Raw genomic sequence first — 12961 nt, forward strand, 5'->3', positions numbered from 1 at the left:
GTGGGGGCTCTTCGATGCAATCAGGTTTTATTGAATCCGACACAGCTGAACAACTCCTGGCCCGGACTGACGAATTACTGTCCGACTACCGGAGTCGGCTCGAAATGATCAAAAGTCCCTTGGTCTCCAGCGAAGAGACCTGGCATACCTGTGCCCTACAGGCGGAGCGGATCGTCCGGGACTGCGCCGACAGCCTGCGGAACGGCCGTGCCGACGTGCGGGACCGGCTGATTCAGCAGGTCGAGGGCCTGGGCGTGGAGCGGGCGACCCAAGGCATCGACGCCGTGCATTCCATCCGTGCCGGGATGATTCTCTTCGACATCGTCTTCGACGCGCTCGGGAAGGCGATGGTGGACTCGCCCGCCGCCTTCGACGGCTTCCAGGCCGGGGTGCGTACGCTGCAGCGGGGGATCGGCATGCGGCTGGAGGCCGGCGCGATCGGGCACGACACCTACCTGCTGAACACGGTGCGGGAGGTCAACGCCGCCAGTCAGCGGCAGCTCGCCCGCGAGATACACGACCACCTCGGCAATCACGTCAGCCTCGCCCTCCGGCGCATCGAGCTGCACGAACTGACCTGGGAATCCAGCCCTCACGAGGTCGCCGCGCGGATCGGTGCCGTCAAGGACACCCTCACCGAGGCCCTCGGCATCATCCGCGACCTGGTCACCCAACTGCGCCGGGCCGATCGCGAAGGCACGTTGGAGTCGGCGTTCACCGCCTTCCTGGAATCGATGGAGATCACCCCCTCCAAGGTGCGGATCCAGGTCAACGGCAGTGAGGAATGGGCCCCTCAGGACGTGCTCGACGAGGTGTTCCTCGTGGTGCGGGAGTGCCTGCGCAACTCCCTGGCCCATGCCGAGGCCGAGCACGTGCTCGCGGCCGTGGACATCGCCCCGTACAAACTGCAGGCGCTGATCGAGGACGACGGACGCGGTTTCGACGTCTCGGCGGTCGCCACGGCGGGCCGGGCCAACGGGATCGCGTCGGCGACCGAGCGGGTCGAACTGCTCGGTGGCACCATCCTGTTCAGCAGCTCCACCGAGGCCGGCGGCACCCGGGTCACGATCACGATCCCCCTGATGGACCTTCCAGGTGATTCCGTTGAACGCGCGACCTGAACTCATCCGCATCGTGGCGGCCGACGACCACACGCTGCTGCGCACCGCACTGGCCGAACTGCTCAACGCCGAGGACGACCTGCAGGTCGTGGCCCAGGCGAGCAGCGGGCGGGCGCTCGCAGAGCTCGTGGAGCGGCACCAGCCGCACGTGCTGCTGCTCGACGTGGAGATGCCGGACCACCACCCCCGGGCGGCGGTACGCGGGCTGCTGGAACGATTCCCCGCCCTGCGGATCATCATCCTCACCATGTACGACGACCAGCCGCTCGTCCACGAGCTGCTGCAGCTGGGCGCCCGGGGCTATCTGCACAAGAGCGTCTCCCGGGCGGCGCTGCTGAGCGCTGTGCGCAACGCCGCGCGGGAGGACGACCAGATCACCATCCTGGTGCCGCGCTCCGGCTACACGTCGGGCGGCGACCAGGCGCACGACCAGGAGGCCGGGCCGGTCTCGCCGCGCGAGCGCGAGGTGCTGACGTGTGTCGCGGAGGCCATGAGCAATCGGCAGATCGCGGCCAGGCTCGGCATCACCGAAGGCACCGTCAAGCGCCATCTGCGCAACATCTTCGACAAGTTGGACGCGGTGTCGCGCATCGACGCGGTGAACAAGGCGCTGGCCCAGAAGCTGATCGCCGCTCCCAGGGGCCGCTCGATGCGCTGAGGCGCTCTCAGCCCCGGCGTGCTTCCTCGTACGCCGCCCCGATCGCCGCAACGGCGTCCGCGATGCCCGTGAGGGGCAGCGAGCCGTACCCCAGGAGCAGGCCCGGCTCGCCGGGCGGCCCGCCGAACCGGAAAGCCCCGCCGCTGCGGACCAGGACGGAGCGGCGCAGGGCGCCGTGCACCACGGCTGCCTCGTCGGTGCCGGGGGGCAGCACGGCGTAGCTGTGCAGGCCCGCCGCGCAGCCGATGATCCGGGCCTCCGGCAGGGACTCGTGGACGGCCGCGGCCAGGGCCTCGCGGCGGGAGCGGTAGCGGGAGCGGACCCGGCGCAGATGCCGGTCCAGCAGGCCGCTGCGCATCAGCTCGGCGAAGGCCAGCTGGGTCAGGGTGTCGGAGCCCTGGTCCTGGCGGGAGCGGACCCGTTCCATCAGGGGGTACAGCTTCGGGGGTATCGCCAGCCAGCCGAGCCGGAGGCCGGGGACCAGGACCTTGCTCGTGGTGCCCGCGTACACCACCCGCTCCGGGTCGCCCTCCTGCAGGGCGGTGGGCCTGATGCCGCGGTCGAACCAGAACTCGCCGTCGTAGTCGTCCTCGATGATCCAGCCGTCCCGGGCCCGCGCCCAGGCCAGGAGCTGCTTCCGGCGCTCCGGCGACATCATGACCCCGGTCGGGAACTGGTGCGCGGGGGTGACCAGGACCGCGCGGGCCCCCGAGCGTTCCAGGGCCTCGACGACCAGGCCCTCCTCGTCGACGGGCACCGGCAGGGGGGTCAGCCCGGTGTCCAGGATGAAGCGGCGCTGGCCGCTGTGCCCCGGCTCCTCGATGGCCAGTTCATGGATGCCGAGGCGCTGGAGGGAGTCGGAGAGCAGTGCCAGCCCCTGCGCGAATCCCGCCGTGACCATCACCTGCCCGGGTTCGGTGTGCACCGAGCGCACCCGGCCCAGATAGCCGGAGAGTTCGTTGCGCAGCTCGGCGATGCCGGCGACCGGGGGGTAGTCCATGCCCTCGCGGCCGACGTTCTGCAGCACCTTCGTATAGGAGTTGAGCCACTCCTGGCGGGGGAAGTTCGACAGGTTCGCTATGCCGACCCGCAGATCCCAGCGGGCACTCGTCGCCGGGCGGGAGTCCAGCAGGGACGTGTCACCGACGCTCTCGGGCATCTTCCGGGCGACGTGGGTGCCTGATCCGCGGACCGCGTCCAGATAGCCCTCGGCGATCAGCTGCTCGTACGCCTCGACCACCACACTGCGGGAAAGTCCCAGGTCCAGGGCGAGTTGGCGGCTCGACGGCAGTCGTGACCCAGGGTGCAGAACCCGGTCCTCGACCCTGGTCTTGATGGCGTTCTGGAGCTGCGCGGTGAGTGGTACCGCCGAGTCCCGGTCCACTTGGACCGACAGATGCCAGGCCATCTGGTCTGCTCCGTATCCCCCGCAGTGGTCTGGGTGGTCCCCCTCGCCCACTGGCCTACTTGATCACGCCAACGGCCTTTATTTATAGCACTCAGAGGGAGAACCCCATGGCTGAAATGACTGGCGTACTCGCTCCCGTGATCCATGGGCGGGACGGCGCGAGCGTCTTCGACGAGAAGATCGAACGCCGCACCCTGCGGGTGGGAATCGTCGGCCTCGGATACACCGGTCTGCCCCTCGGTCTCGGTTTCGCCACGGCCGGTCTTCCGGTGCTCGGGATGGACACCGACGCCGAGCGGGTCGACCGGGTGGCACGCGGAAGTTCCTATCTGCCGGATGTGAGCGACGCCGAACTCGGTGCAGTGGCAGCACGGTTGAAGGCGACCACCGAGTCCGGCGAGCTGGCCGGCTCGGACGTCCTGATCGTCTGCGTACCGACCCCGGTCACCGGTGACCAGCAGGCCAACCTGGACTACGTGCAGGCGGCGATGGACTCGGTGGCGCCGCTGCTGCGCCGCGGGACGCTGCTGATCCTGCAGTCCACCGTCCCGCCGGGCACCACGGCCGCCGCGGCGGCCGCCCTGGCCCGCGCCACGGGCCTGGAGCCCGGCACCGACTTCCACGTGGCGATGGCCCCCGAGCGGGTCGACCCCGCCAACACCAACGGCTGGAACCTGGCGAACACCCCGAAGGTGGTGGGCGGCCTCACCGCGGAGTGCACCCGCCGCGCGGCGGCCCTGTTCGGGCTGGTCTGCGAGACGGTGGTCCCGGTCTCGCGGACGGAGGTCGCCGAGCTCTCCAAGGTCTTCGAGAACACCTTCCGCCTGGTCAACATCAGCCTCACGCTGGAACTGTCCGACCTGTGCCGGGAGTTGGACATACCGGTCCGCGAGGTGATCGACGCCGCCTCCACCAAGCCCTACGGCTTCCTCCCGCACTACCCGGGGCCCGGAGTGGGCGGCGAGTGCATCCCGGTCGATCCGCTGTTCCTGCGGGAGGCCGCGGACCGGGCCGGCACCGAGATGAAGCTTGTGGGCGCGGCGTTCGAGCGGGTGGAGCGGCGGCCCTGGCAGGTCGTGGAGCGGCTCGCCCAGCTCGTCGAGGCACGCGGCTCCTCACTGCGCGGCGCCAAGGTGCTGGTCGTCGGGGTCAGTTACAAGTCCGGCGTCGCCGACCTGCGCAACGCACCCGCCCTGGACGTCATCCGCGGCCTGCGCGCCGCCGGGGCCGTCGTCTCGTACCACGATCCGCTGGTCCCGGGCCTCGTCGTGGACGGGGAGCCGGTCACCGCGGCCGACTGGGCGGTGGTGGAGCTGGCGCAGCTGGACGCGGCGGTGATGGTCACCCCCGTGCCCGGCCTGGAGCAGGACCTGCTGTGGGGCATCCCGCCGGTCGTCCTCGACACCCACAACAAGCTCACGGCGGCCAGCAATGTGGCGGTGCTGTGATGGCGGCCACCCTGCTCGCAGGCCGTGCGCTCCCCACCGTCACCCGGGACGCGGTAGCGGGTCGTACGGTGTCGTCCGAGGCGGCCAGGGCGGCGGTGGCGGAGCTGCTGGACGAGGCCACGGACGAGGTGGACGCCGCTGCCTTCCTGACCGCCGTCGCGGTGGGCGGGGCGACACCGGTCCTGGTGGCGGCCGCGGTGGAGGCGGTGCTGGCGGTGGCCAGGCCGGTCGGCTGGACGGGTCCGGCGGTCGATGTGGTCGGCACCGGCGGTGACGGCAGCGGCTCGGTCAACATCTCCACGCTCGCGGGTCTGGTCGCGGCCTCGGCCGGCGCGACCGTGGCCAAGGCCGGCAACCGGGCGGCGACCTCGCAGTGCGGGAGCGCCGACCTGCTGGAGGCACTGGGGATCGACATCGACCCCGGGGAGCGCATCACGGACCTGCTGGCCGAGCACCGGTTCGCGTTCCTGTTCGCCCCCGCGCTCCATCCGGCGCTGCGCAGGCTGGCCCCGGTACGCCGCAGGCTCGGCTTCCGCACCCTGTTCAACCTGTCGGGCCCGCTCGCCAACCCGGTCCCGCTGACCGGCCGGCTCATCGGCACCGCGACCCGGCAGGACCAGGACGTCCTGGCGCAGGCCGCGCTCCGGCTCGGCCACCGGCGGACCTGGGTGATCCAGGGCTTCGACGGGATGGACGAACTGACCACCGGGGGCCCCGCGCGGGTCCTCCAGGTGGACGGCGGCGAACTCACCGAGTTCACCGTCGACCCGGCCGGGCTGCCCTTGCACCCGGCGGGCCGCGCCGAGCTGGCGGGCGGTGACGCGGCACGCAACGCGGTGCTCGCCCGCCAGGTCCTCGACGGGACCGCCGCTGCCCCGCTGCTCGACACGGTGCTGCTCAACGCGGCGGCCGTACTCCAACTGGCCGGTCTCGCAGCAGACATGGAGTCCGCGATCACCCTCGCCCGGAATGCCGTACGGCAGGGAGCCCCGGCCGCCCTCGCCGCCCGGCTCGCCCCGGCCCCGATCACCCCGGAGAACACCTGATGGCCACGCACCTCGACGACATCGTCGCCGCCAAACGTGCCGCCTGGAGCGGCCCGGCAGCCGCCGACGCCGCGGCCCGCGGCCGCAGGACGGCCGCCGTCCCCGGCCGGCTGGCCGCCGCTCTCGGCGGGGACGAGGTCTCGATCATCGCCGAGATCAAGCCCAAGTCCCCGTCCAAGGGACAGCTGCTCGACCCCGCACAGGCCGTGCCCACCGCCAGGAGCTACATCGCGGGCGGCGCCTCGGCCATCTCCGTCCTCGGCGACACGCCCTACTTCGGCGGCTCACCCGAGCTGGTCCGCACCGTGGCGGAGCACCCCGACGTCACCGTCCCCGTCCTGTTCAAGGACTTCATGGTCGACATCCGCCAGGTGACGCTCGCCCACGACAGCGGCGCCGACGGCGTCCTGATCATCGCCCGCGCCGTCGACGACGCGATGCTGACCGACCTGGTGCGGACCGCGCACGGCCTCGGCCTCGACGCGCTGGTGGAGACCTTCACCCAGGACGAGGTGGACCGGGCGCTGACCGCCGGAGCCCGCATCGTCGGCATCAACAACCGTGATCTCCAGACCTTCTCGGTGGATCTGGACAACTCGGCCAGGCTGCGCCGCGACATCCCGCGCGGCGTCCTGACCGTCAGCGAGAGCGGCCTGTCCGGCCGCCCCGACATCGAACGCATCGCCGCGCACGGCTTCGACGCCGCGCTGATCGGTGAGTCCCTGCTCAGCAGCCCCGACCCCGCCGCCCAGCTGCGGTCCTACACCGGGGTCCCCATTCTGGAGGTGGCCTCGTGAACGGCCGATTCGGCGAGTACGGCGGACAGTTCGTCGCGGAGACCCTGGTGGGCCCGCTGCTGGAACTGGAGGAGGAGTACCAGAAGGCGCTCCTCGACCCGGAGTTCAACGCGGAGCTCGACAAGCTGCTCAAGATGTTCGTCGGCCGGCCCACGCCGATCACCGAACTGCACCGGCTCGGCGCCACGGAGAACGGCGTCAAGCTCTGGCTCAAGCGCGAGGACCTCACCCACACCGGCGCCCACAAGATCAACAACTCGATCGGGCAGGCGCTGCTCGCCCGCCGCCTCGGCAAGAAGCAGATCATCGCCGAGACCGGCGCCGGCCAGCACGGCGTGGCCGTGGCCGCGGCCTGTGCCTACCTCGGCCTGGAGGCCACCGTCTACATGGGGCGGGTCGACGCCGAGCGGCAGGCCCCCAACGTGCAGCGGATGGAGCTGCTCGGCGCCCGCGTCGAGCTGGTCGACCTGGGCACGGCGACGCTGAAGGACGCCATCAACGCCGCGATCCGCGAGTGGATCGCGCGCCCCGACACCACGCACTACCTGCTCGGTTCGGTCGTCGGCCCGCACCCCTTCCCGACCATCGTGCGCAACTTCCAGTCGGTCATCGGCCGCGAGGCCCGCGCCCAGTTCCTGGAGGCGAACGACCGGCTGCCCGACGCGGTCGTCGCCTGTGTCGGCGGCGGTTCCAACGCGGCCGGGATGTTCAGCGCCTTCCTCGACGACCCGGTCCGGCTCGTGGGCGTACAGGCCGCCGGTGAGGGCAAGGGCGGCCAGGGCGGGCACGCGGCCCCGCTGCTCTACGGGGACCCGGGCGTGCTCCAGGGCACCCGCACCTATCTGCTGCAGGACGACGACGGCCAGATCCAGCTCACCCACTCCATCGCCCCGGGCCTGGACTACGCGGGCGTCGGCCCCGAGCACTCGCACTACAAGGACACCGGAAAGGTCGAGTACATCTCCGCCTCCGACAACGAGGCCCTGGACGCGTTCGTCGCACTCAGCTCCCAGGAGGGCATCCTCCCCGCCCTGGAGTCCGCGCACGCGGTGGCCGGCGCCCTGAAGGTCGCCCGCCAGTGCGCGCCCGGCAGCACCGTCCTCGTCAATCTCTCCGGCCGCGGCGACAAGGACCTCACCTCCGCCATGGCCGCCCTGAAGCAGCGTGAGGAGACCTCCTGATGAAGCGCATCGAACAGACCTTCACCGACAACCGGACCAAGGACGAGACCACCCTGGTCGCCTACATCACCTCCGGCTACCCGCTGCTCGGCGAGACCGTCGGCCTGATCTCCGCCGCGGTGGAGGCCGGCGCCGATGTGATCGAGCTCGGCGTCCCGTTCTCCGACCCGCTGGGCGACGGCCCGGTCATCCAGGCGACCGGCCAGGCCGCCCTGGACACCGGCACCACCGCCGCCGCCACCCTCGACGTCGTCGCCGAGGCGCGCGCCGCGGGGGTCGAGGCGCCGATCGTGCTGATGGGGTACTGCAACCCGTTCCTGCGCTACGGCCTCACCCAGCTGTACGACGACGCCAGGTCGGCCGGGGTCGACGGGTTCGTCGTCCCCGACCTGCCGGTCAGCGAGGGCGCCGAGTGGCTGGCGCACGCCGAGGCCAACGAGCTGGGCCAGACGTTCTTCACCGCGCCCGGCAGCTCGGCCGAGCGCATCGCGGCCTCCGCCGCCGCCTCCCGGGGCTTCCTGTACGTCCTCGCGGCGAACGGTGTCACCGGAGTCCGCAAGGATCTCGACCCGGGCCTCGACTCCTATCTGGAGCGGGTGCGCGCGGCCGGCGACACCCCGATGGCCGTCGGCTTCGGGATCTCCCGCCCGGAGCACGTGGCGTCGCTGCACGGCAAGACGGACGGCGTGATCGTGGGCAGCGCCCTCCTGCAGGCCATCGGCGCCGCCCGGGACGCGGCGGACCGCCGCCGGGCCGTCGCCGGGCTGGTCTCCTCCCTCAAGGCGGCCACGCGATGAGTGACGCCACCGCCATCCCGTTCTTCAGCGGGGCCGCCTCCGCCCGCCGGGACCGTACCCGGCTGGAGGCCATGGTCCGCCAGGTGGCCGCCTCCGGGCGGTTCACCTCGGGCCCGGTCACCGCCGAACTGGAGGCCGCGATCGCCGAACGCACCGGCGCCCGGCACGCGGTGGCCGTCGCCAACGGGACCGACGCCCTCGTGATCCTCCTCCGGGCGGCCGGCATCGGCCCCGGCGACGAGGTGATCGTGCCGGCGTACACCTTCTTCGCCACCGCGTCGTCCGTCCTGCACGTGGGCGCCGAGCCGGTGCTGGTGGACGTGCTTCCCGGCAGCTACGCGATGGACCCGAAGCGCGCCGAGGCCGCGATCACCGAGCGCACCAAGGCGATCATGCCGGTGCACCTGTTCTCGCAGATGGCCGACATGGAGGTGCTGAAGGACCTGGCCGACCGGCACGGGCTCATCCTGCTGGAGGACAGCGCCGAGGGCATCGACATGCGGGCGGGCGGGGTGCACGCCGGCCTCTGGGGCAGCGGCGGGGTGCTCTCCTTCTTCCCCACCAAGACCCTCGGCTCGCTCGGCGACGCCGGCATGCTGCTCACGGACGACGACGAGATCGCCGCCCGCGCGAGGCGGCTGCGCCTGCACGGCCAGGGCACGGACGGCGCGTACGACACCGACGGTGCGTACGTCTACCAGGAGCTCGGCTACAACAGCCGCTGCGACGAACTGCACTCGGCCTTCCTGCTGCACCGCCTGGAGCGGCTCAGTGAGGAGATCGGGCGGCGCGCCGAGCTGGCCGCCCGCTACGACCGGCTGCTCGCCCCGCTCGCCGGGACCGTGGCCACGCCCTGGATGGCGCCCGCCAAGTCGCCGAGCAACCAGGTCTACTACGTCTACCTGATCGAGTGCGACCGCCGGGACGAGCTGGCCGCGTATCTGGAGGCCCACGGGGTCGGCACCGAGGCGTACTACCCGCGCCCGCTGACCGACCAGCCGCTGCTCGCTCCGCTGCCCGGCTCCCGCCACCCCGTCCCGGTGTCCGACGCCGCCGCGCAGCGGGCCCTGGCGCTGCCCCTCTACCCGGATCTCACCGACCAGCAGGCCGACCGCGTCGCCGCTCTGGTCCACGCCTTCTACGGAGCCGCATCGTGACCACCGTCATCCCGTACTTCGACTGGCCCGCCCGCTCGGCCGACTGGGCCGACGACCTCGTGGAGGTCTTCCAGGAGGTCGCCGAGAGCGACGAGTTCATCCTCAAGTCCCGGGTGGAGCGCCTGGAGGCGGAGATCGCCGGCCGCACCGGCGCGGCGCACGCCGTCGCCGTGGCGAGCGGCACCGGAGCGCTGACCGTGGTCCTGGCCGCGCTCGGCCTCGGTGACGGGGACGAGGTCGTCACCCCCGCCTTCTCCTTCGTCTCCACCGCCTCCACCGTCGCCCTGCGCGGGGCCCGCCCCGTCTTCGCGGACGTCGAGTACGAGACGGGCCTGCTCGACCCGGCCGCCGCCGAGGCCGCCGTCACCGAACGCACCCGGGCGCTGCTGCCGGCCTACCTCTTCAGCGGCTCCCCGAAGATGGGCGCCTTCGCGGAGATCGCCGCCCGGCACTCCCTGCACCTGGTCGAGGACAGCGCGATCGCCCTGGGCGCCGAGGTGGACGGCAAGCCCGCCGGCCGGCACGGGCACGCCGGGGTCTACTCCTTCTTCCCGGCGAAGCCCGCGGGCGGCATCGGTGACGCCGGGATGATCGTCACGGACGACCCCGAGCTCGCCCGCATCGCCCGGATGCTGCGCAACCACGGCCAGCCCGTCGGCAAGCGCTTCTACCACGAGCTGCTCGGATTCAACTGCCGGATGGACGAGCTGACCGCGGGCTTCCTGCTGCGCAAGCTGCCCCACCTGGACACGCTCCTGGAGCGGCGCCGCGAGATCGCCGCCGTCTACGAGGAGGGGCTGCGCCCGCTGGCCCCGGCGCTGCTGCCGCCGCCGGCCGGGTTCGAAGGGCGCTCCGTCTACACGTACGTGGTGCGCGCCCAGCAGCGCGAGGAGCTCCGCGGCTATCTGGCCGGCCAGGGCATCGAGACGGCCGTCTACTATCCGCGCCCCCTCCACCTGCAGCCCGCCTTCGCCCACCTCGGCCACCGGCCCGGTGACTTCCCCGTCTCCGAGCAGCTCTCCCGGGAGGCCCTCGCACTGCCCCTGCACCCGGACATGGCGCCGGGGGCGGCCGAACGCGTCGTGGCCGCCGTCAACCGTTTCTACGCAGCGGGGAGGTGAGCGTGGTGTCTGTGCCGAACATCCTGGGCGTCACCGCGGACCGGCTGTGCGGGATCGGGGACGAGGCCGCCCCCGATCTGGCCGGCCAGCTGGCCATCCACCACGAACTGGGCATGGACGCCATCGAGTTGCGGACCGTCGACGGCCTCGGCCTGCACGAGCTGCCCGTCGGTGACGTCGCCGACCTGGCCCGGCGGACCATCGTCGCCGGCCTGCGGGTGCCGGTGGTGGACACCCCGGTGGGCTCCTGGTCCACCACCGTGGCCACGAGCATGGACAGCGAGCTCGCCGCCCTGGAGCGCTCCGCCAAGGCGGCGGCGCTGCTCGGCTGCGACCGGCTGCGGGTCATGTCGTACCCCAACGACGGCCGCCCGGAGCGCGAGTGGCGCACCGAGTCGCTGCGCCGGATGCGGACGCTGGCCCGTGAGGCCGAGAACCTGGGCGTGACCCTGCTGCACGAGAACTGCCAGGGCTGGGCCGGGCAGAGTGCCGCGCACACCGTGCGCATGCTGGAGGAGGTCGCGAGCTCCCGCCTGCGGCTGCTGTTCGACACGGGCAACGGGCTCGCCTACGGCTACGAGTCCCTCGACTTCCTGCGGCGGGTGCTGCCGTGGGTGGAACACGTACACATCAAGGACGGGATCCGCTCCGGCGGCAGGGCCGAGTTCACGATGCCCGGCGAGGGAACGGCTCGCGTCGCCCAGTGCGTGCGGCTGCTGGAGGAGCACGGCTACGGCGGCTTCTACAGCCTGGAACCCCATCTGGCCCACATCCCGCACCTCGGGCTGTCGGGCGATCCGGCCGCGCTCGCCGACGGCTACCGCGAGTACACCCGGCGGTGCGCCGGGCTGCTCGGCATCGACATCAGGGACAGCCGTACGTACTGGGAGGAGAGCCACCATGGCTGAGACGGCCCGCACGACCCGCACGACCCGGACCGAGGGAGGCCTCGCGGCCGCGGACCTGGAGTGGCTGACCGAGCTGATGGCCGTCGATTCGGTCTCACCCCTGGAAGGCGGTCCCCTGGACGGGGCGGCCCGCGCGCAGCGGGTCTTCCTGGACGGCGCCGTCGAGCGCGGCTTCCGCACCGTACTGCACCGCGCGCCCGCCCCCGAACTGCTGGAGCGCCCCGAGGTGCCGGCCACGGTACGGGAGGCCGCCGGCCGGGACCTTGCCGCGTTCCTGGCCGGACAGCCCTCCGTGGTGGTGGCCTACGGGGCCCCGCAGCCGCAGGAGCGCCGGCTGGTCGTCAACTTCCACGTGGACACGGTCGGCCCGCACGTCCCGCCGCGCCTGGAGGGGCGGATCCTGCACGGCCGGGGCGCCGTCGACGACAAGGGGCCGGGGGTCGCCGCCGCGGCCGGGGTCGCGGCCGCGTTCGCCGAGGATCCGGGGCTGGACGGTCGGATCGAGGTACAGATCGCCTCCGTGCCCGGCGAGGAGGGCGGCGCGATGGGCACGTACGGCACGCGTGCGCTGATCGACGCGGGATACACCGGGCGGCTGATGGTGTTCGCCGAGCCGACGGGCAACACCTTCATGGACGGCTGCACCGCCGCGATGACTCCGCGGATCACGGTGGCGGGCCAGGACTCGACCGACGACCACCCCGCGGACGGTCACAACGCCACCGTGCTGCTGGGATTCCTCGCGGACTTCCTCGCCCGCAGGCTCGGCCCGCTGGCTCACGGCATGGGAGCCAAGCTCTGCGTCTCGGGACTGCACACCGGAAGCGCGCACAACCGGGTTTACGGATCCGGGCAGTTGCTGCTCAACATCGCCTATCCGGCGACCGAGCAGGCCGAGCTGCTGGCCGCCTCCCTCGAGGTGCTGATCGAGGAGGCCCGCACCGAGTTCGCCCACCTGCACGCACACGACCCGTTCAGCCGCCGCACGGTGAAGGACTGGCGCCGGATCGTGCGCCTCGACTGGCTGAAGCAGGGGCTGCCCACCCTGAACAACCGCGACGCCGAAGCGGAACTCCTGCTGAACGAGGCCGGGTTCGAGCGTCATGACGGCCTCGCCGACGGCTCCGCGTTCACCTGTGACGCCATCTGGGCGCCCGGACCGGGCCGTTATGTCGTCGCCTGCGGACCGGGCCGGCTCGATGCCAACGGGGCCCACACCGCGGACGAGTTCGTGAACCTGGACGACCTGGACACGTACGCCCTGCGCATCAAGGACCTGGTGCACGCCTTCGCCGCGCGCACCGCCTGAACAGCCAATT

Annotated in this window: 12 protein-coding genes; 11 read left to right on the forward strand and 1 reads right to left on the reverse strand. The window is 72.1% G+C overall.

The genetic code is table 11. The features are described from left to right. Positions 1–14: 14 nt before the first annotated feature. Positions 15–1121, forward strand: a complete 1107-nt coding sequence (locus tag ABZ434_RS00210) for a histidine kinase (protein WP_359130925.1) — start codon at positions 15–17, stop codon at positions 1119–1121. After that, positions 1105–1779: a response regulator transcription factor gene (locus tag ABZ434_RS00215; RefSeq protein WP_359130926.1), complete on the forward strand. Its 675-nt coding sequence runs from the start codon at positions 1105–1107 to the stop codon at positions 1777–1779. The genes ABZ434_RS00210 and ABZ434_RS00215 overlap by 17 nt, the downstream gene beginning before the upstream one ends. A gap of 7 nt (positions 1780–1786) precedes the next feature. Here ABZ434_RS00215 and ABZ434_RS00220 read toward each other — a convergent pair whose 3' ends face one another. Continuing rightward, complete coding sequence (locus ABZ434_RS00220) at positions 1787–3187, reverse strand: PLP-dependent aminotransferase family protein (RefSeq protein ID WP_359130927.1); 1401 nt, start codon at positions 3185–3187, stop codon at positions 1787–1789. A gap of 107 nt (positions 3188–3294) precedes the next feature. On the opposite strand from ABZ434_RS00220, the gene ABZ434_RS00225 reads away from it, so the two are divergent. From ABZ434_RS00225 to ABZ434_RS00265, 9 genes are read left to right on the forward strand one after another with little or no spacing between them, the layout of a single operon-like run. Further along, positions 3295–4635 (forward strand): nucleotide sugar dehydrogenase, encoded by a 1341-nt coding sequence (locus ABZ434_RS00225; protein ID WP_359130928.1) that lies wholly within the window; start codon positions 3295–3297, stop codon positions 4633–4635. Then, the gene (gene trpD / locus ABZ434_RS00230; RefSeq protein ID WP_359130929.1) at positions 4635–5681 is read left to right on the forward strand and encodes an anthranilate phosphoribosyltransferase; all 1047 of its coding nucleotides are present in this window, start codon (positions 4635–4637) and stop codon (positions 5679–5681) included. Before ABZ434_RS00225 ends, trpD begins: the two co-directional genes overlap by 1 nt. Then, positions 5681–6478, forward strand: a complete 798-nt coding sequence (locus ABZ434_RS00235) for an indole-3-glycerol phosphate synthase TrpC (protein WP_359130931.1) — start codon at positions 5681–5683, stop codon at positions 6476–6478. The genes trpD and ABZ434_RS00235 overlap by 1 nt, the downstream gene beginning before the upstream one ends. Further along, positions 6475–7659 carry a tryptophan synthase subunit beta gene (gene trpB, locus ABZ434_RS00240; RefSeq protein ID WP_359130932.1) on the forward strand — a complete coding sequence of 395 codons (1185 nt, stop codon included), beginning with the start codon at positions 6475–6477 and terminating at the stop codon, positions 7657–7659. The genes ABZ434_RS00235 and trpB overlap by 4 nt, the downstream gene beginning before the upstream one ends. Then, on the forward strand, positions 7659–8456 hold the full coding sequence (trpA, locus tag ABZ434_RS00245) for a tryptophan synthase subunit alpha (RefSeq protein ID WP_359130933.1): 798 nt from the start codon (positions 7659–7661) through the stop codon (positions 8454–8456). Before trpB ends, trpA begins: the two co-directional genes overlap by 1 nt. Then, entirely contained in the window at positions 8453–9613 is a 1161-nt protein-coding gene (locus ABZ434_RS00250; RefSeq protein WP_359130934.1) for a DegT/DnrJ/EryC1/StrS family aminotransferase, read from the forward strand. Before trpA ends, ABZ434_RS00250 begins: the two co-directional genes overlap by 4 nt. Then, on the forward strand, positions 9610–10734 hold the full coding sequence (locus tag ABZ434_RS00255; protein WP_359130936.1) for a DegT/DnrJ/EryC1/StrS family aminotransferase: 1125 nt from the start codon (positions 9610–9612) through the stop codon (positions 10732–10734). Before ABZ434_RS00250 ends, ABZ434_RS00255 begins: the two co-directional genes overlap by 4 nt. 5 nt (positions 10735–10739) lie before the next feature. Next, complete coding sequence (locus ABZ434_RS00260; RefSeq protein ID WP_359130937.1) at positions 10740–11642, forward strand: sugar phosphate isomerase/epimerase family protein; 903 nt, start codon at positions 10740–10742, stop codon at positions 11640–11642. Further along, on the forward strand, positions 11635–12951 hold the full coding sequence (locus tag ABZ434_RS00265; protein WP_359130939.1) for a M20/M25/M40 family metallo-hydrolase: 1317 nt from the start codon (positions 11635–11637) through the stop codon (positions 12949–12951). Before ABZ434_RS00260 ends, ABZ434_RS00265 begins: the two co-directional genes overlap by 8 nt. Positions 12952–12961: the final 10 nt, after the last annotated feature.

This window comes from Streptomyces sp. NPDC005761, from assembly GCF_040630635.1.
Classification (GTDB): Bacteria; Actinomycetota; Actinomycetes; order Streptomycetales; family Streptomycetaceae; genus Streptomyces.